31 protein-coding genes and 1 pseudogene are annotated in these 25,270 nt (G+C 23.0%); 25 read left to right on the top strand and 7 right to left on the bottom strand.

From position 1 onward, the window contains the following. Positions 1 to 184: 184 nt before the first annotated feature. The gene (locus tag AACL05_RS03745) at positions 185 to 1,135 is read left to right on the top strand and encodes an IS30 family transposase (RefSeq protein ID WP_338960236.1); all 951 of its coding nucleotides are present in this window, start codon (positions 185 to 187) and stop codon (positions 1,133 to 1,135) included. Between the two features lie 257 nt (positions 1,136 to 1,392). On the opposite strand, the gene AACL05_RS03740 is transcribed toward AACL05_RS03745, so the two are convergent. From AACL05_RS03740 to AACL05_RS03730, 3 genes and pseudogenes are all read right to left on the bottom strand, one after another. Continuing rightward, entirely contained in the window at positions 1,393 to 1,788 is a 396-nt protein-coding gene (locus AACL05_RS03740) for a hypothetical protein (RefSeq protein WP_338962774.1), read from the bottom strand. Positions 1,789 to 1,970: 182 nt separating this feature from the next. After that, positions 1,971 to 2,974, bottom strand: a pseudogene (locus AACL05_RS03735) (NAD(P)-dependent oxidoreductase). A 130-nt stretch (positions 2,975 to 3,104) separates the two neighbouring features. Then, a complete protein-coding gene (locus AACL05_RS03730; protein WP_338962771.1) occupies positions 3,105 to 4,214 on the bottom strand; it encodes an AEC family transporter in 1,110 nt (369 codons plus the stop codon). 1,246 nt (positions 4,215 to 5,460) lie between these two features. Here AACL05_RS03730 and AACL05_RS03725 point away from each other — a divergent pair. The 20 genes from AACL05_RS03725 (at position 5,461) to AACL05_RS03630 (ending at position 18,376) form a co-directional block, all read left to right on the top strand. Beyond that, on the top strand, positions 5,461 to 5,631 hold the full coding sequence (locus AACL05_RS03725; protein WP_338962769.1) for a hypothetical protein: 171 nt from the start codon (positions 5,461 to 5,463) through the stop codon (positions 5,629 to 5,631). Next, the gene (locus AACL05_RS03720) at positions 5,624 to 5,827 is read left to right on the top strand and encodes a hypothetical protein (RefSeq protein ID WP_281748672.1); all 204 of its coding nucleotides are present in this window, start codon (positions 5,624 to 5,626) and stop codon (positions 5,825 to 5,827) included. Before AACL05_RS03725 ends, AACL05_RS03720 begins: the two co-directional genes overlap by 8 nt. An 8-nt stretch (positions 5,828 to 5,835) precedes the next feature. Beyond that, positions 5,836 to 6,312 (top strand): hypothetical protein, encoded by a 477-nt coding sequence (locus AACL05_RS03715; protein ID WP_338962765.1) that lies wholly within the window; start codon positions 5,836 to 5,838, stop codon positions 6,310 to 6,312. Further along, positions 6,302 to 6,595, top strand: coding sequence for a hypothetical protein (locus AACL05_RS03710; RefSeq protein ID WP_338962762.1), 294 nt, complete (start codon positions 6,302 to 6,304; stop codon positions 6,593 to 6,595). The genes AACL05_RS03715 and AACL05_RS03710 overlap by 11 nt, the downstream gene beginning before the upstream one ends. A gap of 3 nt (positions 6,596 to 6,598) precedes the next feature. Beyond that, on the top strand, positions 6,599 to 6,760 hold the full coding sequence (locus tag AACL05_RS03705; RefSeq protein ID WP_338960714.1) for a hypothetical protein: 162 nt from the start codon (positions 6,599 to 6,601) through the stop codon (positions 6,758 to 6,760). Beyond that, positions 6,760 to 7,113 (top strand): hypothetical protein, encoded by a 354-nt coding sequence (locus AACL05_RS03700; protein WP_338960716.1) that lies wholly within the window; start codon positions 6,760 to 6,762, stop codon positions 7,111 to 7,113. The genes AACL05_RS03705 and AACL05_RS03700 overlap by 1 nt, the downstream gene beginning before the upstream one ends. A 101-nt stretch (positions 7,114 to 7,214) precedes the next feature. Beyond that, positions 7,215 to 7,337, top strand: coding sequence for a hypothetical protein (locus tag AACL05_RS03695; RefSeq protein ID WP_338962757.1), 123 nt, complete (start codon positions 7,215 to 7,217; stop codon positions 7,335 to 7,337). Between the two features lie 94 nt (positions 7,338 to 7,431). Beyond that, positions 7,432 to 7,668, top strand: coding sequence for a hypothetical protein (locus AACL05_RS03690; RefSeq protein WP_338959408.1), 237 nt, complete (start codon positions 7,432 to 7,434; stop codon positions 7,666 to 7,668). Between the two features lie 11 nt (positions 7,669 to 7,679). Continuing rightward, entirely contained in the window at positions 7,680 to 8,504 is an 825-nt protein-coding gene (locus tag AACL05_RS03685) for a hypothetical protein (RefSeq protein WP_338986307.1), read from the top strand. 16 nt (positions 8,505 to 8,520) lie between these two features. Continuing rightward, positions 8,521 to 8,679, top strand: a complete 159-nt coding sequence (locus AACL05_RS03680) for a hypothetical protein (RefSeq protein ID WP_281749444.1) — start codon at positions 8,521 to 8,523, stop codon at positions 8,677 to 8,679. Between the two features lie 33 nt (positions 8,680 to 8,712). Beyond that, the gene (locus AACL05_RS03675; protein WP_174480113.1) at positions 8,713 to 8,901 is read left to right on the top strand and encodes a hypothetical protein; all 189 of its coding nucleotides are present in this window, start codon (positions 8,713 to 8,715) and stop codon (positions 8,899 to 8,901) included. 15 nt (positions 8,902 to 8,916) lie between these two features. Beyond that, a complete protein-coding gene (locus AACL05_RS03670; protein ID WP_338961095.1) occupies positions 8,917 to 9,291 on the top strand; it encodes a hypothetical protein in 375 nt (124 codons plus the stop codon). A gap of 18 nt (positions 9,292 to 9,309) precedes the next feature. After that, entirely contained in the window at positions 9,310 to 10,491 is a 1,182-nt protein-coding gene (locus tag AACL05_RS03665; protein WP_338986304.1) for a hypothetical protein, read from the top strand. Between the two features lie 14 nt (positions 10,492 to 10,505). Then, positions 10,506 to 11,180 (top strand): hypothetical protein, encoded by a 675-nt coding sequence (locus AACL05_RS03660; RefSeq protein ID WP_338986302.1) that lies wholly within the window; start codon positions 10,506 to 10,508, stop codon positions 11,178 to 11,180. Positions 11,181 to 11,252: 72 nt separating this feature from the next. Next, positions 11,253 to 12,203 (top strand): IS30 family transposase, encoded by a 951-nt coding sequence (locus tag AACL05_RS03655; RefSeq protein ID WP_338960236.1) that lies wholly within the window; start codon positions 11,253 to 11,255, stop codon positions 12,201 to 12,203. After that, positions 12,204 to 13,013: a hypothetical protein gene (locus AACL05_RS03650; protein ID WP_338986300.1), complete on the top strand. Its 810-nt coding sequence runs from the start codon at positions 12,204 to 12,206 to the stop codon at positions 13,011 to 13,013. Between the two features lie 297 nt (positions 13,014 to 13,310). Next, positions 13,311 to 15,023 carry a hypothetical protein gene (locus AACL05_RS03645; RefSeq protein ID WP_338962742.1) on the top strand — a complete coding sequence of 571 codons (1,713 nt, stop codon included), beginning with the start codon at positions 13,311 to 13,313 and terminating at the stop codon, positions 15,021 to 15,023. 4 nt (positions 15,024 to 15,027) lie between these two features. After that, positions 15,028 to 15,150 (top strand): hypothetical protein, encoded by a 123-nt coding sequence (locus AACL05_RS03640; protein WP_255495924.1) that lies wholly within the window; start codon positions 15,028 to 15,030, stop codon positions 15,148 to 15,150. An 18-nt stretch (positions 15,151 to 15,168) separates the two neighbouring features. Next, complete coding sequence (locus tag AACL05_RS03635) at positions 15,169 to 16,410, top strand: hypothetical protein (RefSeq protein WP_338986298.1); 1,242 nt, start codon at positions 15,169 to 15,171, stop codon at positions 16,408 to 16,410. Continuing rightward, positions 16,361 to 18,376 carry a hypothetical protein gene (locus tag AACL05_RS03630; protein ID WP_338962737.1) on the top strand — a complete coding sequence of 672 codons (2,016 nt, stop codon included), beginning with the start codon at positions 16,361 to 16,363 and terminating at the stop codon, positions 18,374 to 18,376. Before AACL05_RS03635 ends, AACL05_RS03630 begins: the two co-directional genes overlap by 50 nt. Before the next feature lie 10 nt (positions 18,377 to 18,386). Here AACL05_RS03630 and AACL05_RS03625 read toward each other — a convergent pair whose 3' ends face one another. Together AACL05_RS03625 and AACL05_RS03620 are read right to left on the bottom strand one after the other, a co-directional pair. Continuing rightward, on the bottom strand, positions 18,387 to 18,620 hold the full coding sequence (locus tag AACL05_RS03625) for a hypothetical protein (RefSeq protein WP_338962736.1): 234 nt from the start codon (positions 18,618 to 18,620) through the stop codon (positions 18,387 to 18,389). 133 nt (positions 18,621 to 18,753) lie between these two features. Continuing rightward, a complete protein-coding gene (locus tag AACL05_RS03620; RefSeq protein ID WP_338962734.1) occupies positions 18,754 to 18,927 on the bottom strand; it encodes a hypothetical protein in 174 nt (57 codons plus the stop codon). Positions 18,928 to 19,227: 300 nt separating this feature from the next. Between AACL05_RS03620 and AACL05_RS03615 the strand changes: the two genes are divergently transcribed. Further along, positions 19,228 to 20,349 carry an Mbov_0401 family ICE element transposase-like protein gene (locus AACL05_RS03615; RefSeq protein ID WP_338962732.1) on the top strand — a complete coding sequence of 374 codons (1,122 nt, stop codon included), beginning with the start codon at positions 19,228 to 19,230 and terminating at the stop codon, positions 20,347 to 20,349. 222 nt (positions 20,350 to 20,571) lie between these two features. On the opposite strand, the gene AACL05_RS03610 is transcribed toward AACL05_RS03615, so the two are convergent. Both AACL05_RS03610 and AACL05_RS03605 read right to left on the bottom strand, forming a co-directional pair. Next, a complete protein-coding gene (locus AACL05_RS03610; RefSeq protein ID WP_338986296.1) occupies positions 20,572 to 21,534 on the bottom strand; it encodes a hypothetical protein in 963 nt (320 codons plus the stop codon). A gap of 122 nt (positions 21,535 to 21,656) precedes the next feature. Then, entirely contained in the window at positions 21,657 to 22,259 is a 603-nt protein-coding gene (locus AACL05_RS03605) for a hypothetical protein (protein WP_338986294.1), read from the bottom strand. Between the two features lie 245 nt (positions 22,260 to 22,504). Between AACL05_RS03605 and AACL05_RS03600 the strand changes: the two genes are divergently transcribed. From AACL05_RS03600 to AACL05_RS03590, 3 genes are all read left to right on the top strand, one after another. Beyond that, entirely contained in the window at positions 22,505 to 23,308 is an 804-nt protein-coding gene (locus AACL05_RS03600; RefSeq protein ID WP_338986291.1) for an IS30 family transposase, read from the top strand. Continuing rightward, complete coding sequence (locus AACL05_RS03595; protein WP_338986288.1) at positions 23,212 to 23,454, top strand: hypothetical protein; 243 nt, start codon at positions 23,212 to 23,214, stop codon at positions 23,452 to 23,454. Before AACL05_RS03600 ends, AACL05_RS03595 begins: the two co-directional genes overlap by 97 nt. A 246-nt stretch (positions 23,455 to 23,700) precedes the next feature. Beyond that, positions 23,701 to 25,251 (top strand): hypothetical protein, encoded by a 1,551-nt coding sequence (locus AACL05_RS03590; RefSeq protein ID WP_338986285.1) that lies wholly within the window; start codon positions 23,701 to 23,703, stop codon positions 25,249 to 25,251. Positions 25,252 to 25,270 lie beyond the last annotated feature (19 nt).

Here is a 25,270-nt window from a genome sequence, read left to right as displayed (position 1 = left end):
GTTAAATAATACAAATAAAATTATATAATATTTTTTAAAAAAAACAATTATTTATTTTATTTATTAAAAATAAAATAAATGCTGAGTTATACTTGTAAGTGCAAGTAAATAAAATTGCAAAAAATTCTCATATAAAAATTTCATAATGCTAAATTTAGTTTAGAAAAAAGTAAGGAGTTTTTATATGAGTTATAAACATCTTGGCATAGATGAAAGGATTTATATTGAGAATCAATTGAAATTTAAATTTAAAATTAGTGAAATAGCTAAAAATCTTAATCGAAGTATTAGTACTATTATTCGAGAAATTAATAGAAATAAAGATAATAATCATTATTTTTCATTAATTGCACAAAATAAAGCTGAAAATCGAAAACAATCACATATTAGTTTTCATAAGTTTAAAAATAAGAATTTAGTAAAATATGTACAACAAAAATTACTATTAGGTTGATCACCTGAACAAATTTATGGCAGAATTAAAAATTTTCATAAAGAGTGAGTTATTAGTTTTAAAACAATTTATACTTGAATTTATTTTGGAATGCTTGATAAAGTTACTAGTAAAAATTTAAGAAGAAAAGGTAAAAAACGAAAATCTAAAGAAAATCGTGGCAAGTTTAATGGTAAATCAATTAAAGAACGAGATATAAATGTTAATGATCGTATAACACTTGGTCATTGAGAAGGAGATACTATAGTATCATCACGAGGTAAAAGCAAATCATGTTTAATAACTTTAGTTGAAAGAGTATCACGATTTACTTTAGCAATATTAGTTAAAAACAGAACTACTAAAGTTATTAATAAAAATGTTAGTTATTATTTATCAATTCTTCCTAAAAACATTGTTAAAACTATTACTTTTGATCGTGGCAAAGAATTTTCAAATTGACAACAACTTGAAAAAAATTTAGATATAAAAATTTATTTTGCCAATCCATATTCACCTTGACAAAGAGGTACTAATGAAAATACTAATGGTTTAATTAGAGAAAAATTTCCTAAAAAATTTATTTTTTCAAAAACTAATAAAAATGAAGTTCATAAATTTATATTGTCTTTAAACCAAAGACCAAGAAAAATACTAAATTATCTTTCACCAATCGAATATTTGGATAGAAAAATAATTTAGTTGCACTTACCTTTACAATTTAGCAAATATAAAATTATTAGTGTAAAAATGTGTAATAAAAAGAATAATTTTTTCATTTTTCTACTATAAAATTAAAATAAAATTTATTACTTTATTTTAAAGTAATAAATTTAAAAAATATATTTTATTTTTTAGTAAAGAAGAAATTGATATGTTTTAATAAATTACCTTTTACATTGTTGATGTATTAGAATTGTATACACTTGTTGAAGAATATAAATTTTCTAAATTTGAATTTATAATTTTTTTGAATCTTCAAAATCTAATTTTTGCTCTTCTTGTTTTTCATCATCTTTTTTTGCTAACATTTGAGTTATTTCAACACCACCACCGATAGCACCACTAATGGCACCAACAGCAACTCCCCCAGCAACTAAACCAATAATAGTAGGAGCACCAAGAATAGCAACTCCTCCGGCTGCACAAGTAATAGAGGCCACATTAGTAGCAACATTAGCAACCGTAGAAGCAACTAAATTAACAGCCGCAACACCAATACCAACAACTTTTGCAGCACCAGTAATAATTCCAATAGTGCTACCCGCTGCAGCACCCACTGCAATAAGTTCAATGGGAGTAACATTATTTTTTACTTTATTATTTAATTTTTCTCTTTTTTCTATAATGGACATATCTTTTAATCTTTCTTATTTGAAATTTAGAATAAAAAACCTATTTACTTTATTTTAAAGTAAATAGGTAAAAAACTTATATTAAGTTTGATGTTATTATAACATAATAGATCAGTATATTTTAAAATTTATATTACCTTTTTCATATACAGTATGTAAAATAACTATAATCAATTATTAAATTAAATTTTATTTTTACATTCTTGACCAGATAAAATTACTTTTAAATTTTCATAAGTAATTTCAATCATATTTTTAACAGCTTCATCAGTATATGATCCAATATGTGGTGTCACAATAATACGCGGATATAATGATAATAATTTATTTGTAATATTATCGGGAGTTGGTTTTCCAGCAAAATCTTTGAAAAAAACTTTGCTTTCATTTTCTAAAACATCCAAACCAACACCTTTTAAATGACCACTTTTAACTGCATCATAAACTGCGTCTAAATCCATTAATTCACCACGAGCTACATTAATTAAAACTGATCCAGGCTTCATTTTTGCTAAAAAATTCTTGTCAACTAAATGATAATTTTCTTCTTTAATATATGGACAATGTAATGAAATTAAATCCGATTCTTTAAGTAAAGTTTTTAAATCACAATAAGTTAGAATACTTTTTGCTTGATCACTTTCATAAATATCATATCCCAATACCTTTGCTCCCATTCCATGTCATGTCTTAGCTGCTTGATAACCAATACGGCCAGTTCCAATAATACCTATTGTTGAATTACGAATTTCTTTGGCAAACATAAAATCATCAATTTTAAAATTATGATTTTGTTGATGATTAGCACTATAAAATAAATTTCGAAGTAAGCCGTTTCCCATACTTACTGCTAATTCACTAACAGCATTGGGCGAATAACCAGGTACATATGCCATTTCAAAACCTAATTCATGAGCTTTTTTTAAATCAATATGATTATAACCAACAGTTCTAGTTAATAAATATTTAACGCCATATTCTTTCATTTTTAATAAATTTTGCTCATAACAGTCACAATTAGCACGAACCATTACTGCTTCATGTCCCTTTGCCGTTTCAATATTATCCTTTGTTAAATACTCTTCAATTAACGTTAAATCATATCCATAATTTTTATTTAATGGTTCAAAAAAAGCTTTTCTGTTTTACGAACACCATAACAAACCATTTTAATTTTTTTTGCCATATTTTTATTCCCTTTCTTTTGTTTATATTTTAACTAAATAACGGTGTTGCGCCAATCGCTGTAGTAATAATTACTCAAAATGGTAATGAAATAATTGAAAATAATGTAGCAATTAATGTTAAATTACTTGTTAACAATGGCTGTTTTTTATAAGCAATTGAATAGGCAACAATAACTGATGCTGGGGGGCTGCTAACATAATTACAATAACGCCTAATCCAACAGTATCTAATTTTCATGCTCCAGTTTCTTTTCCAATTGCCGCAACTGCACAAACTAATGCTAATCCAAATAATGGTGCAAAAATAATTTTCATTACCATTCCAAATCATACTTTTTTATCTTGTGCAGCATCTTTAAAATTACCTTTTGCTAAAGTAATTCCAATTGCCAATCATGCTAATGGCGTACATAATGCCTCTAAAGTTTTTGTTACTTTAAACAATGGTGGAAATGTATTATCTAATCGTAATGGTGAAAAATATTGACCACTAGTAATATCATTTTGATCAGGAACAATAGCAATTCCAGGAATTAATTGTGTAACTCAAAAAATAAATCCAACCATAGTTGCAATTAAAATTGGATTTAAAAAAATCTGCTTTACATTCTTTATTAAATTTTCTCTTTTTATTACTTTCATTTCTGATTTAATTTGTGCATATGCATCAATATTTAGTTTTGTATCAACAATAAAATCAGCACCAGTTTGTCCTTTTGTTACTACTGCTGCTTTAATAGGTTTGCTCATTACAATAAACCCTAATGAATATAAAAATATTCGATATGGAATATTAAAAATATTAGCCGGTAAGGTGGCAGCTCCATTATCAAATAGTACTGTTACTACAGGAATTCCAAAAAATGTTGTTGAAGCAAATACAGTACACATTGCTAATGTATCTTGAATATCCTTATCATATTTAATATAAAAATATTTAGCAACTATTCCCAGTATCATATAGAATAAAAAACCAACTAGTAAAATTGCAACTTGCGTTTTAACTTGCTCTGTTGTTGTATTTGTCATAAAACCATCAAAAGCTAAAGATGGTAAACCAACAACCATAACAATTTTAATTAAAACCGCTTCTCAGTCTTTTTTAAATGTCCCTCTCTTCGTTAAAAATCAACCTAAAAAAATTACAAATATCGTTGCTAAAATTGTACTTCAAAATCCTCAAGCTTTTAATGTATTTATAACAGCTTGACCAACATCAGCTTGTAAATAAAATTGCATATTTCTTTCTATTTCTCCCTTCTTTAATACTTTCTCCTTTCTCTAAAATCTAAGTATTTTGTAACTACTTATGTGTTATTATATAACTTTCAAATAAAAAATAAAACTAATTTACCAAATTTTCAATATTGTGTATAGAGTAATAAATTTGGTAAATTAAAGTTGTAATATTTTTTTAAAGTTACAGACCCATTCTTTTCATAGTTCTAGCTGGTGATTTTTGTCTATTATCTTCTTCTGGAATAAATCCATTTACTCTAGTTTCACTAGTTTCTTTTTCTAACTCTTTTAGTTTATTTTTTCATTCTTGAAATTCTGATCATATTTCTTTTGTTTTTTCTTCGGATTCAATTTGATACTTTTCTTTTTTATTTTCAGTAAAAACATCTTTTATTTTTTTTATATGTTTAGGTTCTAAATATTTTGAAAATGCAATATTTTCTTGTCATTTTTCGTTTCATTTATTGATTGATTGGTAATATTTTTTTGAAAATTTATTTCTTTTAAATTTTCGATTTAATTCTTTGGGCGGTTGTCAAATTTACGAAATAATTAATTATCATATTAGTAACTTATTTCCAAAATTACCATTTAAAAATGATGATAGACAAATTAAATTCTCTTTTACCCTTAAATTTAAATTTATATTCGACGTATTTTAAAAAATATACATTTAAAAGATAAAATAAAAATTATTAACAAGGAAAAAGACAAGAAATAATCTTGTCTTTTTTTGTAATTGTAAAATTTTAAAATTTTTATTATTAACATCCTTTAAATATCTACTACACGCAGTGACCAAGTAGGAGAAGTTAATAATTAATAACCGTCTTTAACGCTATTATCAACACGTGTTAGGGAACTAAAAAAGTGAACTACAACACAGTTGTTAAAAATAGTAGCTAGTATGTGGACTTGCATGGATAAATAAAAAGTGGAGTGATACCTAATAAAATATACTAACCATTAATGGTAATTCTTGGGGTGGGAGCGAATTGGAAACTAGTATATATAGACCTGTTGTAGGGACCTATTGTATTAATTCTATTCTTTATTTAACCAACCTTGCCACTCCCCAGTGAGCAAGTGTTGGTTTTATTTTTTATTTTTTTGAAAAAATTTTTGAGCCCAGAATTACTGGAATGAATAAAACGAATAGTAGTAGTATTAATAATCTAAAAATCAAAATATATGTTCTTTATGCTAGAAGCAACAGAACATATTAGGAAAGGAATTTCAAATCATAATGAAAAAGTATTTTTGTTGAACATATAAACAAAATAAATTAGATTATTTATTCTTTAATACTAATGATATAAAAACAAGAAAATATTTTTTAAGAGATAAAAATAGTAAAGCAATTTGTTATGACTGTATTTTAAATATTAAGTTAAGTAGGAGGTATAAATATGGATAAAGAATATTTAACTAAAAGAGGAACGATTTGCATACCAGACAGTGATGATATTGAATTTAAAATAGGGCTAATTAAACTGATTGATGATTTAAAAAAAGATAATTTAGTTTGTGGTCATAAAGAATTTATTGAAGAATGTAAATATTGTTGATGTAATTGTGATTTAGAAATTATTAAAACGGTTATTAGAGGTTAACTTAATTAATGCAATATGACTTAATTATTGGAATTGACCCTGCTGGAATTGGTAATAATGGAATGGTTATATATTCAAGTGAAACTAATAATATTGTTTTTAATGAAACATTTAATACATTAACTGTTTTATGAACTAAAAATATGTATAAAGAAAAATTGCAATTAATTAAAGAAAAATTTATTGATAAAAAAATATTAGTTATTGCAGAAAATTTCTTTTTAAGTTCAAAACAATTATTAACTAATCCATTAGCAACACCTAAAATTATTGGTGCATTAATGGTATTAGTTCAAGATGTTTTTAACTGAGATTATCTAGAAAACCACCCAAAAAATAAAAATAAAATAACAAATTATAAAGGAAATATAAAATTAACAAAACATGAACAAGATGCTTATAAGCATATTCAATATTATTTAAAAAATCATAAGAAAATATTGATTTTTGATAATTATTTAAGGAATTCTAAAAATGAAAGATAAAGAAAATTATGTCAAATTAAAAGTAAAACTAAGTAACACTATTGAAGCAAAATATTACGAAAAAGGTAATAAGGAATTATATTATAGTGTTCGTGGTCAATGAAATGGATTAAATTATGTTACTTTAATTTTTAATAACCCAAAACTTTATAGACGCTGTATTTTATTAAACAAAAATGATGAAATTATTGTAACTGGTCAAATCTTTAACACTTTAAATATTCTTAAAAATCGTGCATTTTGTTCAATTAATGTTAAATGATTTAAAAAATGAAAAGAGTAAAAAATGATATTATGAAAAATTTTATTAATAGTACCAATATTAATAACAAGTATAACACTAATAATATTTTTAATATTTATTATTAAAAAATTAAAAAATGAATATAAAGTATTGAAAATATTAAGTGAAATTGCTAATCAAATTAAAAATAAGGAGAATAAATAATGAATAGATGTACATGAACTGAAACAATAACATTTGAAAAATTTATTCATGAACCACATTATGATGAAATTAAAAATGAACAAAGACAAAGACAATGTGAAAATATGACAGAAGAGCAATTTGATGAATATTGTAGAGCATATTGTAAAGAACATAGAATTAAAGTTGATGAAATTAATAAATCAAGACATAAAAATTGTATTAATAAAGAAAAATTAGTATCTTTTTTATCTGAATTTTATAATAATTTTAATCAAGTTGAAGACAAATGATTTCAATCAAAAGCAGATACTTATGCAAATATATTAGAATATTTAGAAAGTAATGAATTTTATAATGATAATAAAAATTAAAAAGAATAATAAATGTGGTTATGGTAGAGTTTTTGCTCATAAATGTAATAACTTATGTAAACAAAAACAAAATAAAAAAGTTAGGAAAGAAAGGTTAAATTATGAATAAAGAAAAATTAATTTTAGATATCAATGAAATTATAAATGATAAAAATCCACATAGAACTTATACAGAATATGTCTTTTCTTTAAAAGAAAGAATTGAAAATGGAGAATTTGACTAATGTGTTTTTGTTATGAAGATGAAGCAATAAAATGTGATAAAGGATATTGTGATAACTGTTGTGAAAAATATTGTAATCAAGGAGATGAACATTAATGATAATATTACCTACTTTGTTTGAAAATAAAGATGAAATTGAAATATTGTTACCATTTCCAAAAGCAATTCATACAAGTAATGATATTAGAGCAATTATTTTAAGACAATACCCAAATGTTAAATCCAAACACATAATTGTTTCTGACCCCGAAAGTAATGTTGCATTAATAGTTGGTGATAATGATGTATATCAAGGTTGAATTAAAGTAACAATTAAAAAATTAGAAAATTAAAGGAGAAAAAAATGCCAAATATAGAAAATCAATCAAATTATACTTTAACTAAATTAATAAGAACTGGTATAAGTCCAATTTGTGCAATGATTGGTACAAGTGCTTATTATGGTCAAGTAATTGCAAATCCAGTATTAGGTTCAATTAATAGTTTATTATTTGGTAAAAAATTAGGTTTAGATATTTGAAATTTAAATCAAAGACCAAATACTAAAACTAAATTAATTAATAGTTGTAAAAAAATATTACTAGGTTTAGGAACAATTGGTTTAGCAAATTATAGTAAATGAACAGAAAATAATATTAATCCTATTATTCCAACAACACCAATGCCAATAACTACTACAACTACAACTGAGGGTCCTCCATGATTATTATTAAATAAACAAGAACATCAGTCATTAATGGATTGAGATACTTATATTTCATTAAATGCTTATGGTATTTCAAATCTTATTAGTGGATTAACTGAGTTAATACCTAATAAATTTGAAGCGATAAGAAAGATTTGTAATATGGCTACTGGTGGATGTTTAATATCAAGTGGTGTTGCAATGGGAATTAATAATGATTTTAATAATGCTTATGCAGTACCTACTATTATTGCTGGTGCAAGTGAAATAATCAATAATTTACTACCTATGGAAACAACACATCATAATCAAGAAATGCAAGAAACATCATTTAATGATGAAACTACAAGATTAATTAATGACAATAGACTTACTATTAATAGTGAAACAACTAGTCAATATGGTAGTGATAATATGAGCGAAGTACCATTAAATTATGATAATGCTTCATTAAATTGAGATTATAATCACATGAGTTTATAAAGGAGGTGAATAATTTATGAATAAAGAAAAAATAATTGAATATTATAATCAGGAAATAAAAACATATAAAGAAAGAATAGAAGAATTCAATAAAGAAATATCTGTATTAGTAGAAATTATAAGTAATTCACAATCAATGATTGAAAGAATTAATGGTGGTCAATTTGATGAATAATTAAAAATAAACAATTGAAAGGAAAATATTCAGATGAAAGAATTTTTACATGAATTAATAATTATTGGAACAAGTGTTGGAACATTAATTTGCAGAGAAATTATTGTTTTATTAAAAAGATTTATCACAACTCCAAAACATGTTAGAGCAAATAACAAAATTATAAAACATCAAAAAAAATTAGCAAAATTAAATGAAAAAATTAATAAAGAAAATAAATAATAAAGAGTGATGTAAATGTTAGAAAATGAAGATAATGTTCAACAAACAACTGAACCTTTAACTGAAAATAATGCTCAACAAGAAATAGAAAATAAAGTTAATGAAGCAGAAAATAAGTTAAATAAACTTAATCAAGAAATTAAAGAAAAAGAAATAATTAATATATTTAAAAAATATCAAGTTAAAACTGAATTTTATGATTTTTTAAAATTTAAAACTAATAATTTAGAAAATTCAAAAATTGAAGAAACTATTAAAAAAATTATTAAAGAACAACCAGTATTTAAAGAAATAATTAATACAGGTGGTAAACAACAAACAATAATAACAAATCAACAAAATTCAATAAAAAGTACATTATTGGATTATAAAAAAAATAATAATTTATAACAGAAAGGAAATCAAAAAATGGCAATACAATTCAATAAAAATTTAGATAATACCGAAAAATTAGTAGAAGCACCAGAGTTTATAGAATTTTATAAACAATCAAATTCACCATGAGCAAGTTTTTTTCCTATCGAAATGGTTAATTCAACAAAAATTGAATTTATAGTTAAAAAACCAAAAAATTCAGAAATTAAAGTATTAAAATGAAATGATAAAAGCAAAGGATTAGATGTTAGTTATGCTGAAACTGTTAAAATTTTAAAAGAAATTAAAGAAGAAGCGGTTGCGGGTGAAATAATTGCTAATGTTGATTTAAATGCTGAAAATGGACAAAATTTATTAAATACAATGCAATATGAAGTTGCTAATGACTTAGCAGATTATTTAGCAAATAATGATACAAATGTAATTGCAAAATATGCAACTAAAATAGACATTACTGATAAAACACCATTAGGATATTTAAAATCAATGTTAGATGCTTGAAATACTTTATTTCAACTAAGAAATAGTAATAATTGTCGTTTTTTTATTACTAATAATCTTTATGATACTATTGTTTATTTAGCCAATAATAAAGGTCTAATTACTGATAATCAAATTGCTCAACAATTAAGATTAAATGGAAATGATTTATACATCAAAGGTGTACTATGTCAAATTGTAATGGATGATTATATGACATTTACTGATAATAATGAAACTAAAATTATGTCTTTTGTTTTAGCAACACCAAGAGCAATGAAAAGATATATGTTACAAAATACAGTTGTATATGTTCAAGATATTGCTGATGGTAAAGTTGGAAGAAGATATTTAGTTGGTAGAGAAGTAACTGGTGAATCAATACCCTATATAACAGATGAAGAAACAACTTCACGCTGAATGTTATGTGCAATTGTTAATAATGATAAAAATGATTTAAAAACTAAAATTACAAGTTTAACAACTGATATTGCTGCAAATGTTAATAACAATAATAGTGAATTAAATACACAAATAAAAAGTACTAATGAACTTAAATCATTAAATCCTAATTTAACAAATCCAACTATTAAATATTTTAGTGATGCACAAGGAAAAACTAATGTAAGTAATCAAAAACAAAAAGCAGGTGACTTATATATAACCATTACTGCTAATGTTAATGACTTAAATTATAAAGGAACAACAAATCCAATTAAAATAACTCTTAAATAAAGGAAATTAATATTATGCCAATCGGTACAACTAGTACAGCAATACTTTTAAACATAAATAAACCAAAACATACTAGAACAAGTAACCAACAAGAAAACAAAAGTTTTTGATGAGAAATTTTAGAAATGATTGGTGTACAAGTTATAGCAGTAGCACTTGCTCCTTTTACTGGTGGATTAAGTGAAAGTGTAGCCCTTGGATTAGGTGCAAGTGATTTAATTGCTAGTATTAGTGCTGTTGGTGTAGAATTTTTAACTGATTTTACTATTAATCAAGTTTATGATTATTTAAAAGGAAATGTAACACCATTAAATACTTTTTTTAATATATTACCAGCATTTGCTGGACTTAATAAAATTAGTCGTGGTTATCGTACAACTAAATTTATTAAGTTAGCACAAAAAACTAAAACATTAGAACAAGTTGGTATTAAAGAAGCAAAAAACTTACAAGAAATTATTAGTCAAGTAAGTGGAAAAGAAATTTTAACAGATAAAATTATTGGTAATAAACGTTATTTAATGAAGTATAGTTTTACTCCTAATCGTGAAACAGTATTACGAGATTTAGGATATGTTGCTGAAAGACAATATAAGAATAATTTTCAAAAACTAGAAACAGAAAAATTAATGGAACACTTATTATTACAAAATACATGCTGAGTTATACTTGTAAGTGCAAGTAAATAAAATTGCAAAAAATTCTCATATAAAAATTTCATAATGCTAAATTTAGTTTAGAAAAAAGTAAGGAGTTTTTATATGAGTTATAAACATCTTGGCATAGATGAAAGGATTTATATTGAGAATCAATTGAAATTTAAATTTAAAATTAGTGAAATAGCTAAAAATCTTAATCGAAGTATTAGTACTATTATTCGAGAAATTAATAGAAATAAAGATAATAATCATTATTTTTCATTAATTGCACAAAATAAAGCTGAAAATCGAAAACAATCACATATTAGTTTTCATAAGTTTAAAAATAAGAATTTAGTAAAATATGTACAACAAAAATTACTATTAGGTTGATCACCTGAACAAATTTATGGCAGAATTAAAAATTTTCATAAAGAGTGAGTTATTAGTTTTAAAACAATTTATACTTGAATTTATTTTGGAATGCTTGATAAAGTTACTAGTAAAAATTTAAGAAGAAAAGGTAAAAAACGAAAATCTAAAGAAAATCGTGGCAAGTTTAATGGTAAATCAATTAAAGAACGAGATATAAATGTTAATGATCGTATAACACTTGGTCATTGAGAAGGAGATACTATAGTATCATCACGAGGTAAAAGCAAATCATGTTTAATAACTTTAGTTGAAAGAGTATCACGATTTACTTTAGCAATATTAGTTAAAAACAGAACTACTAAAGTTATTAATAAAAATGTTAGTTATTATTTATCAATTCTTCCTAAAAACATTGTTAAAACTATTACTTTTGATCGTGGCAAAGAATTTTCAAATTGACAACAACTTGAAAAAAATTTAGATATAAAAATTTATTTTGCCAATCCATATTCACCTTGACAAAGAGGTACTAATGAAAATACTAATGGTTTAATTAGAGAAAAATTTCCTAAAAAATTTATTTTTTCAAAAACTAATAAAAATGAAGTTCATAAATTTATATTGTCTTTAAACCAAAGACCAAGAAAAATACTAAATTATCTTTCACCAATCGAATATTTGGATAGAAAAATAATTTAGTTGCACTTACCTTTACAATTTAGCACATTAATAAAATTAAGTCCACAATTAACTCCTAAATTTAAAATTAAAGATATTGAAAAAGCAAATAACTTTTTAAAAAAAATTAATACTGATTTAAAAGAAGTATTAAAAATGAATCAACATGATTGATTAAATTTAGTTCATACAATACATACAGAAAATAGATATGGAAAAACTTTAATTTTAGATTTACAAAAAATTCGTGCTAATGCTATTAAATTTAATTTTAAAAATAATGTTATTCATCAACTTGTTTTAAAAGCAAATCAAACTTTTAAATATTTTGATATTAGATTTTATTTAAAAAAAGGTTTAAATAAATTTTGAAAAGATACACCATATTTTGAAAAAATACGAGAAAGTATATATAAATTACAAGAAAAATTTGAAAAGTTAGAAAAACAAGTATTTGAAAAAATTCAGAAATTAAAAGAAAAAGCAACTGATTTATTTACTAGTGCAGAAAAAAGAGCAATTAAACACGCACAATTAATTCCATTAAATTCACCAGTATTTATGGGTTGTAAAATTCAACCTTTGTCATTAGATAAATGTGCAATTACTATTTATCATCGCAATCCTAAATATAAACCAATTACAGTTGTTGATAGTATTCTTAAATCAAAAACTTTTGTTACTCAAATACATCCATTCCATTGATATCGTTGATATAGTGGTTGATACATTGGTTATGGAGTTAATCAAAATAAATGATTAAAAGCAATAGCATTTGCTCCACCAGTGGTGCAACAAGTAATTAGAGATAGTTTTAAAGTATATAGATAAATATTTAGAACTATTAGAACTTATCATAAAGTAGTAAATGTTATTAATAATCCTATTGAAAATATTAACAAATCATTTAAAAATGTTGGTTTAAAATTTAGTGTTAATACTTTATTTGGTACTGGATTATTACATCATTTAGAAAAGTTTGCATATAGTCAAGTTGTAACAAAAAGTAAGAAAAAAATAAAAAAAGGTAAAAATAAAATACAAAAAGAAATTGAACATATAACACATAAAAAAACAAAAAAACATACTCATCATTATAAACAAGCATTTTTTAAGGAATGATAAATTATGATTAATAAACTTTGAACTGATGTCAGTCTTGAAAATTATAATAACTGATATCCATTAACTGGAAAAATTACAGAAACACCACAGCAATACATACAAACATGACCTAATGTTAATGATTGATTTAAAACTTTTGCTATTCGTGCTCAAAATGATATTAATGCTTATCTTGATTTTATTTTATCTAAATTTCCTTTTGATAGTTTTAAAGATGAATTAATTAAAGAAACATTAAGAGATATGGTTTATGTAATGGTTGAACATTGAGTATTTAATCGTACACCAATTGAATTTAATGTTGATGCTACTATTCAATTTAATAATGGTACTCAATTTAGTGCAAATAGTACTCCTACAATTAATGTTTGAGATTTAGCACCTAGTAGAATGAAAATATGAGCAAGATTAACAGAATTAAAACAAATATTTTCAAGTTATAATGATGATGAAATAGATGTTGAAAAAATTGACTTAAAAGCATTTTATACTAGAAATCAAGTTGATGAATTAATTAAAGAACAAAAAGAATTTACATTATTAAAACAAATTAAATTATATGATGATTTAGTTGATGATAATGAAAATGAAATATATAGAGGTCCTATTAGTAAATTTGTTAATAAAGGTTATGTTGCAACTGGTTATGATAAAGAAACTGAAACAATGATTTTAGATTGACCAGATGAAATTGGAACATTACCACCTGAAGCATTACAAAATAATCCACAAATTGGTGATTTTACACATGCACCAACCTGTGATTTTTCTGCTAAACAACAAAAAAATATTACAGCCTTAACTAATACTAAACAAAATAAATTAATTACTGGCCATGGCATTAATATTACAGAAGATAATGTAATATCTGTAAGTTCTTATTTAATAACACCACAAGATTTTTTAAATAATCCACAATGAGAAGAGCAAAAATCAATGATTTTAACAAGAAATACATATTATCAAATTTTTTGGTCACCTAATATGTCAAGCAGTCAAGGACTTAAAGGAGTATTTTTCTTTTATGGTGCAGTACCAACAGCCCATAATGTAGCTATTGATTCAGCAGGTTATTACTCAAATTCTACTAATGAAATTAAAGCTCATTTAAGTGTCCAACCCGAAAATGATGAATTAATACTATCATATTTTGATGGTAATTCTTGAATAGTAACTAATCTAGATGGAAATAAACTAGGAACTAAAATATATAAGCCTAAAACAAGTAATAAAATTTATAGCATTAAAAGTAATACATTAGATATTACTTCACCAAGTGTAATTAATATAGATAAACCTATAAAAATTAATTCAAAAAATTTAGAAACTAATGAAATAGAAGAAAATAATTGAGATATTGAATTAAAAGATATTCCTCCAACACCAAGTCCAAGTGGTTCAAATTGAAAAGAAGTAGGTAAAGTCGTAGTAGATAAAAATAATATTACACATATAGAATATATATTTAAAGATAAAACACATTATAGAATATATTATAGTTTTGGTGATTATACTAGTAAAGAAAATAATAAAAATTATAGTTGACAAATAATTAATTTTTATTATCAATTAGATACAAATGTTTTAAAAAGTAGTTTATGAATATCAAATAATAATGTTAATGCGGATACTGAAATTAATATTTATAATAATAGAATAATGTGGGGTATGGGTAGAGATTATATTTTTAAAAAATTAGAAGAATTACAGGAATAATATTATGTTTTTTAAAATTATAAAAATTATTTTAGGTTTAATAGGAGTAATTTTATCATCAGCAACAGCAGGTTTAATTATATTTATCATTGTAAAAATCATATTAAAAATTAATCAAATATTTTAAAAAAAGGTGATGAATATTATGTTAAGTCTATTTAAAAGAAAAGAAAAAAGTAATATTAGTGATAATCAAAATGAAAAAATAAAATTTTTAACTAATAAAAATAAAAGTACACATGCTTCAATTTTAAATTATTTTGGTTTTAATGATTTTAATCATGAAACTTATTTTACTGATTTTGTAGCAGAAAATAACGCTAATTTATATAATGCTCCATTAGATATTAATAATGAAACTATTAAACAATATTTAATTAAACAAGAATTTTATAGAAAAAATTGAAACTCTATTTTTAAATTAAGCAAATTAGGAATTAGTGGTTATTTAATTTATATTGCTAATGATGACTTATATTTTCAAGTAGTAGATATACAACAAAGAGTTTATGATATTACTGGTAAATTAATTCAATGCACTATTTTTTATGATAGTTATGAACAAAATGCACAAATGGTAAGATTATTTGAAATTTATACATTAAATAATGAACAAGTCACAATTAACCGTGCAATTTATAGTGTTAATGATAGTAAAAAACAATTTCCATTATCTTTTAAAGAATATATTAATAATCCCAATTTAGAACAAGAACAAACATTAAATATTAATTATATTCCAATAGCAATTATGCGTAATAAAGCAAATGAGTTAGCAGATTGTAATAAAGTAATGGATAAAATTAAAGCATTAGATGTTATTTATGAACAAATTGTTTTAGATACTATTTTAAACTCACCAAAGTTTATTTTTAATCAAACTTATGGTAATGTTCAATCAACATTAGAAGAAGCAGTAAGAACTTTGGTTACTAAAAATTATATTTTTAAAAGTGGCGGAGATAATAACGAACAAAACGAAAATATCAATATGACAAATAGTAACTTTAAAGGTAAAAATTTAACTGATATATATGATTGAAATGTTAATGAAATATTTAAACGTTGTGGTATTCATATTCCAAGTCAAAAGAAATCAGCACAACAATCAGTTCCCGAAAGTACAGCAGTAAATATTTCAACTATTAATTATATTGAACAAAAATTATGACAATTTAATATTGATATTCTTAAATTTATTCAAATATTAGTGAAAATTGATAAAGATTTATTAAATAGTAAAACATTTAATATTAATGATGAACAAAAACTTAATAATTTAACAGTTAAATTAAAACTATTTAATCCCGAAAATAACCAATTAATAGGAGAGAACAATGGAAAACAAAAACAAACCACAAACGAAGTTTCCACAGAAACAAACTAAACTTAATCAAGCAGAAGTAGAAAATGATTATTTAATTGATAATATTCCTTATGATTTTACTAATATGATGAGTGCTAGTAGTGACCCAGATATTAATAGAGCATACGATGAATTTAAAAAAAGAACTTTATATATTTATGAAATTGAGCGTTTATTTAAAAATAATGAAAATAATAGTTTAAAATTTTCAGCAAATACTATTAAAATAGGTTTTATTGATATTGAAAAAGTATTAAAAACTACTGCTGTTGAAACATCAGACTTTACTATGCAATTAAATCAAAGAGCAAGTCCTAATATTAATGATAATACAATTGAATATAGTATGACTGATATTAAAAATTTAATTTTTCAAGAAATAAATTTATTAAATCAATTTAAGTTATATGCAGTATCTATTAATGAACCATTAACTGAAAATAATATTGATAATTTATATATCATAAATAATTATTCACAACCTTATCAAAATCCAAAATCAAGAAGTACTAAAAGTATTACTATTATTAAAATTAAAGATTTTAAAACAAGAGATGGTTATCCCATTATTATTAAATTACAAAAACCATTAGATAAAGATACAAAAGTAACTGGTTTAAAAATTAAAGCCCCTAGAAGCATGATTTTTGGTAATATAAAAGTACTTGGTGAAGTTGACAATATGGAAGTATACCCTAAATTATTTGTTAAAGATAAAATAGCATTTCCGCTGTTATCAATGCCTATTGAAACTCAACCAAAAGTTAGAATATTACAACAATGATTTAGTGAACAAATTTTACCTTGAAAATTAGCAAAACAATTTATAGAACAAGAAAAATCAGTTTTAGATTTAATTGCTATTGGTGGTGGAAGTGAAACAAGAAAAGAAATTATTAATAATGCAAGAGTTACTAATGCTAAAATTGGTTATGATGTTACTAAAAATTCAAAAGTATGACCATTATCTGATGAACTAGAATTAAAAGATACAAAATTAGAGTCATGATTTTTAGCAGGTAACTATAATTTATTTATTTCTACAACAAATAAATTTCATGATGTTGAATTAGAAATAAAAGATAGACCAACAATTGATAGTTTACAAAAAGTATTATTAGATATGCTAACTTATACATATACTTATAATAGGAATTTTGATGGTTTTGACAAATCAAAACTTAATGAAGACATTGCAAAATTACGTAATAAATTTGAAAATCAAAAACCAAGCGATGTTATTACTAATTTATTTAAACAATGAGAGTTAGATTACCCAAATTATATAAATTTACCACAAGTTCAAATATTTAAACAAATAGTTATTATGATATCAAAAAATATTTATTCAACTATCTCTATTAATAATGGTTTAAATGATGACTATAAATTATTATTGCCTTATTACTTTGAATTAAAATCAAATCCTATACATTCTACACCTGATAAAGTTTGAGAATTTAAAGATGCAAAAGTAATATTAAAATCTGCATATTTTGATTTTATTGATATAAATAATATTAAATTAAAAAATAATGATATTAGTCAAAATGAATTATTCAAACTAGATGATAATCAATTTAACTGATTATCTATAACAAATGAATTAGAAAGCAATAATATTCCATCATTGATTCCTGCTGATTGAACACTTGGTAACGGTGAGTATGGAAAATATTTTACAAGAGCAATTATTGATAAAATAAAAATTGAAGATTCTTTAAATTTATATGGTTCAAATAAATCACAATTATTTTCTAAATTAGAATTTTATAAAGAAATTTTTAAAATTGATAATAGTAATGAATTTGAATTACAAATTGAAAATCCGATTAATAACTTAAATCGGTTAGAAATTAGTGGGATATTTGGTGCTGGTAATTATGATTTAATTTTAATAACAGATAAAAAAGAAATAAACTTAACCAATATTAATTTATTTGACAAATATAATGAAAATATTTCTTATATAAATATTGAAATTTAATATAATATATTTAATTTTGTAATTTATTATCAAAGTCACCATTTTCTATTTCTTTAATGAATTTTTTTCAAAGTTGAATTTCAAAGTCATTAAAGACTATCATTTCCATATTTTTTAATTCTGTTATTTCATCAGTATTTTTCAATTTTTTATTTTTTAATTTTAGTTGATTTTCTTTTTTTATTTTTTCACATATTTTAATTTTATCTTTTAATTTTTTAATTACTAATTCTTTACTAAGCATATTATTAATATCTCCTTAATTTATTTGTTAGTTACTAAAATATCCATCGGGATAAATTCCGTTTCATTTTATATCATTTTCAGATGTAGGTTTAAATCCAAAATAAAGTGATATTTTATGTTTATCACTTACTTTATATTCTCATATAGTTGCCCCCCCAGTGCGCATTACCCTCATAATCTAAATAATAAGTTAAATCATTTGTTTTATGATGTGATACTGCTCCAACTATTAATCCAGTTGTTGCTAAAAATAATGCTAAAATTGATGTTATTTTATAAAAATTTGTTTTTATTCATGTTTTCATATTAAATTACTCCTTTTTTCCTTAATTTTACTTTTAAATTGTACTATTTTTGATTATTTTTACAAGTATGCTTTTAAATTCAAAATAACTCCTAAATTAAAGGCGTTTATTTTATGAGACCTATACTATTAATTATATTGAAATTGTTTATTATATAGCAAATATGAAAGTGTTTTTTTAAATAATTTTTATTTTATTTAAAATTACACTTATATATTTATATAATAATTAAGTAAATTAATTTTTTAAATATATTTACAATAAATTTAGATTTTTTTAAAATAGTTAGGAGAAGTAAATGTGAATTTTAATTATAAATGAAATTTTAGAGAACAAAGTGCAAAAATTGATAAATTAGTTTTAGAATATATAACAAATAAGTGAGAAAAACGAGATTGAAGAATAAAAAATACAAGAGATAAAAAGAAATATAAAATTGTTGATTATCAATATCGAACAAGAAAAATAATGTATGGATTAGTAACTTATAAAAGAAGAATTTATGAATATTTTGATGAAAAATTACAAAAATGAGTTCGTATTTGTTTAGTTGATGAATGACTAGAATTACCTAAATATAAAAGAATTGGTGAAGATGTTGAACAAACTATTATTGAATATTTTGCTGATGGAAAAAGATATCATGATATTTATGCTATTTGTAAAAAAGCAGGTATTAGTGTTAGTACTGTTCATAGAGTTTTTAAAAATTTAGAAGTAATTGAAGCAAATCCAGTAAAAGTAAAATTAGAAAAAAATCAACCTATTTTTGTAGCAATTGATGATGGACATCGAAAGTTTTGAGATTTTAAACGTAAAGGTATAAAATACTCTATGAGATTAATAACAACATATACAGATAATATTAATCATAAAGTACAAAATAAAAGAGTAAAAGCAATTATTAGACCAACAAGAACAGCAATTGGAGTTAAAAAAACTGCTGAATTTGTTAAAGAACATTGTCAAAAATTTTATGAAAATGTTGAACAAGCAAAAATAATTATTTGTGGAGATAGTGCTGGATGAATTAAAGAAGTTGCTGATTATCTTGGTGCTGAGGTTGTTTTAGATAAATTCCATTTAATTAGAACATTATATCTTGGTATAATGGCGGGAAATAAAGGAAAATATTGAAGTGAATATAATAATTGTAAAGATTTCATTAATAATGGTCAATATGAACAATTAATTGATTATTTATATAAAGAATTAGATAATCATAAAAAGTTAAAAAAACAATATTTTAAAAATAATAAAAAAGGTATTAAAAATCAAGGTGCAAAATGAAATATTGGTTGTTTTACTGAAACAAATATTTGACATGTTTTAAAAGAAATGATTGTTAATAGAACATATAGTATTTTTATTTATATAAAAATGGTTATTTTTAAATGTAATCAAATAAATTTAAAAACATAATTTTACTTATTTTAAAATAAAAAATTAAAAAAACTTATTAAATTAAAAGTTAATAAGAATTTTTGTTATATATTTATGTTAATTAAATTATTAAAATGTTTTTATAATTTATAAAATTGAGTATTTTAATTGTAATATTTTTAAATTAGTAGTAAAATAAATTTACAATTTCATAAAAATCCAAATTATTTCTTGTCTAAAATATAATAAGACTACAACGATTTAATTTATTCCGGATTTTTGACAATCTCCCAATTCTTTTTTGCAAGTTTCAAAAGTTTTTGATTCATTTTTTTTTCTAGTTTGTAGCAAACAGTTTAAAATTCTTTCTTCTATTACTTCTTTTGAATTTAAAGATATGTCTTTTAAATATTGAACTTCTTCTTCTAAATTATTTGATCTATTTTCTAGTTCTTCTATTTTTTGTTCTAATTCAATTTGATACTTGTCTTTTACAATTGAAGACATTACTGGTCTTAATTTTTTAGCACATTCACATAAAATTTTGTAACAAATACCAGCAACAATACCAGCAATAGTAAAAGGTAATCAACCCATAATAGCACTTGACACAACAAATGTACTAATTATTGGTGTGATAATTATTTTAGCAATAGGAGATGTGGCACCCCACGCAATAAAAAATATTAAACCATGAAAAATCTTTCATATAAACCTTTTAAAAATTCAATATTTATCTTGTACTTCTTCTGTAATATTATCTTGTTTTTGATTTGTAATAGTTCTTACAAATTCTAAAAATGGTGTTCTAATGATAGTTGTATGTTTAGATTCTTTTTTTATAAGCTTTGCATTATTTTTAATTTCATTTAAAAATTGCTTATAACGTAAATGTCTAATTTGTTGAACAATTTCATTTTTTTCAAAATAAATTAATAATTCTCAAACTTTTTTTCTTTTATCATCATATAATCTTAATAAAAAAAAGGTTTTATCTTCTCTTTTTATTATTTCATCATAAATAAAATAATCTTCATTTTGTTTCTTAATAATTGTTCTAAATTGAAAACATTTTTTATCTTTTTCATCAAAATGATTTTCAAATTTACATGTTTCACCATGATGTCAATTTTGATGACACCTAATAAAATTTTTAGTAAATCATGTTAAATCTGCTACATTTCTTAATTCTTCTTCAATAATAGTTTTTGTTTGTAAACTCATTTTGATTCCCCCTTATTTAAATAAAAACCCATTATTTTAAAAATAAAAAACAATAGGTTTATTTAGTTTACACTTATTTTTGCTAAAGTTTTAAAATTATGCAATAAACTTTTTAATATTTTTTACAAGTTTGGTAAATTTAATTTAGATTTAACTGTTGATGATTGAGTTTGTAAATCAATTGCGTTGATATCTTTTTTTTCAATGTCATCAAAATCACTATCACATTCTAAATTACTTTCTAATTCATTAATTTTGTATTTTAATCTTTCTGCCAAATTCATATTGAAACTTTCAATATCATTTATTTTAAATCATTTTCCATCAAATAATAATTCATATACTATTGTTTCTTCAGATTTATCATTTGTATTTAATAAACCAGAATAATTAGATTCCTCTTTATTTGGATTTTTCAAAGTAACACTTAATTTATACATGCCAAATGATAAACATAGTTCATCAAGGGGTAAAGAAATATTTTTAGTTCAAATTATTTGCTTAGAATCTTTATTAATACAGTTCAATACTATTGATTGTAAATATTCTTTTTCTAATCCTAATAATTGCTTTGAAATAGTTATTTTTGTTGTTAATTTTTTACGAAATACTTGTGTTACTGCTACTCAAAGTATTTTTAACGCAGCTGATTCTTTATTAGGTGGCGTTTTTAACTTTAATCTATCTAAATGACTAATTTTTGTTTTACTTTTTTCTTTTTTCATAAATTTTCTCCATTCAAATTAATAATCTTTTTTAATTTTATTATATGACCAAGTTCTCCATTAATAATTAATATTTTAACTATTAATAAATTCATTATTTAAATAACATAGTTATTCGAAAATTATTATTTTTATTTATTTGCTGAGTTATACTTGTAAGTGCAAGTAAATAAAATTGCAAAAAATTCTCATATAAAAATTTCATAATGCTAAATTTAGTTTAGAAAAAAGTAAGGAGTTTTTATATGAGTTATAAACATCTTGGCATAGATGAAAGGATTTATATTGAGAATCAATTGAAATTTAAATTTAAAATTAGTGAAATAGCTAAAAATCTTAATCGAAGTATTAGTACTATTATTCGAGAAATTAATAGAAATAAAGATAATAATCATTATTTTTCATTAATTGCACAAAATAAAGCTGAAAATCGAAAACAATCACATATTAGTTTTCATAAGTTTAAAAATAAGAATTTAGTAAAATATGTACAACAAAAATTACTATTAGGTTGATCACCTGAACAAATTTATGGCAGAATTAAAAATTTTCATAAAGAGTGAGTTATTAGTTTTAAAACAATTTATACTTGAATTTATTTTGGAATGCTTGATAAAGTTACTAGTAAAAATTTAAGAAGAAAAGGTAAAAAACGAAAATCTAAAGAAAATCGTGGCAAGTTTAATGGTAAATCAATTAAAGAACGAGATATAAATGTTAATGATCGTATAACACTTGGTCATTGAGAAGGAGATACTATAGTATCATCACGAGGTAAAAGCAAATCATGTTTAATAACTTTAGTTGAAAGAGTATCACGATTTTCTTTAGCAATATTAGTTAAAAACAGAACTACTAAAGTTATTAATAAAAATGTCAGTTATTATTTATCAATTCTTCCTAAAAACATTGTTAAAACTATTACTTTTGATCGTGGCAAAGAATTTTCAAATTGACAACAACTTGAAAAAAATTTAGGTGAAAAATTTATTTTGCCAATCCATATTCACCTTGACAAAGAGGTACTAATGAAAATACTAATGGTTTAATTAGAGAAAAATTTCCTAAAAAATTTATTTTTTCAAAAACTAATAAAAATGAAGTTCATAAATTTATATTGTCTTTAAACCAAAGACCAAGAAAAATACTAAATTATCTTTCACCAATCGAATATTTGGATAGAAAAATAATTTAGTTGCACTTACCTTTACAATTTAGCATTTTACTGTTTTATTTAACATATCTTTTTATTTTCCTTTTCTCTAAAACTTTAATTTAATAAAAAGACTTTCATTTTATTTAAAAAACCAATATTAATTAGAATAATATATTAATATTATTCATTTTTCCAGTCCAATTAATTATACGACACTATCTTAATTTTTAATTTGATATAATTATAAAAAGAGTAAGTATATTAAAAATAGATTGGGGTATTTTTATGATAGAGGAAATAAATTCTAGTTCAATGAAAGAACCAAAAATTTATCGTATTGGTCTATATAGCAAATTAACAATTCTTATTAATGGTCTTCTAATTACTACAAGTTTAATGATAGGTTGGGCTTTATGAGCAACTATTGGTCGAGATGCAGTTGATAACTATATTAAATGATTCAATAATCCACAACAGCCTAATTCTAATTTACAAATTAGTTTCAATATAATAAGTATTATTGTTTTCATAGTTTCTGGTTTATCTTTAGCATTAGTAGTCGTACCTTTTATTTTTTTAAAAACTAAAAATAGTGTATCAGCACTTTTTTGTTTAATAAGTTTTATTTTTTCAGCAATATTTGTTATCTTTCTTATTGTATTTTTTATTTTTAGATTTAAAACTTTTACTTTCTTAGCTAATAAAAAAGACGGCGAAATAATAAATACAACTGGTAACTTTCTAATAACTTTTTTACCATGAATGTTGCCTGAGCTATTTGCAATACTTTTATTAATCCACAGTCTTTGATTAATTATTAATATTACCTCTAAATACAAATCAAATACACTATTAATGCCTATTGCTAAACCAAAAGCAAAACAAGAAACAGTAATAGCAAAACAAGAAGTTGATGATATGATAACGCTTCCTAACGTCGTACCAATACCAGTAACTCAAAATAATGAAGAACAACAAATAGCAAACCAAGAAACTAACAATACTGTTCTTAAGCAAGATCTAACACAAGAAAAAATAATCACTAACCCTTCAACAGCAACTGTCCATTATACTAATCATGAACTATCACAAACACCAACGCAAGGTGCCTATCATGCCGAAACTGTTTCACCAACACCAGGTACTCTTACTAAGAGTAAATCCGAATCTATTACAAATGAAGAAGAAATAAATGATAATATTGAAAATACAACAATATATTCAGAACCAACAGTTGAAAAAACAAGTGTAGAAGATACAACAATATATTCAAAATCACCAACAACAGAAAGTAATATTAATACCGAAACTAATTACCAACCAAAAAATCAAGGTGGTTTTGATGTTAAAGACAGTAGTTATTCTGAATCTGAAACATCTAATTTTAATGAACAAACAACAACAATAACTGTTGAAGAAACACAACCAATAATAGAAAAAACAAACACAAAAACAAAAAAAGAAACAATCGAAGTGCAAAAAGTTACTACTCACCATTGAACATTAGAACAAATTGAAGCTGTTTGAGAAAAAGCGGAAATAATTGATGGTGTTAGTGATAAATTATATCGTAAAGATTATAGTGGTGCTTGAATGTTTCGTGATTCATTTACCACTGATTATAGCACAGCAGATAACTTAGAAACTTACTCTTGAACTATTGTTCTACATCGTCCTACTAGTCAACAAGGAACAACTGAATTATATAATCTAGATCCAATGAATATTGTTAATGCAAAAAGTAAAGGTGAAAATTACCCTTCTTGAAAAACTAAAATTTCTTCAAAAGGAAATAAAAATATTGCGAAAGAACAACATTGAAAAGCAAGAACATAATAAATATAGTATCATTTAT

Source organism: Spiroplasma endosymbiont of Thecophora atra (genome assembly GCF_964019735.1).
Classification (GTDB): Bacteria; Bacillota_I; Bacilli_A; order Mycoplasmatales; family VBWQ01; genus Spiroplasma_E; species Spiroplasma_E ixodetis_A.
This window is presented reverse-complemented; position numbering and strand designations above follow the sequence as displayed.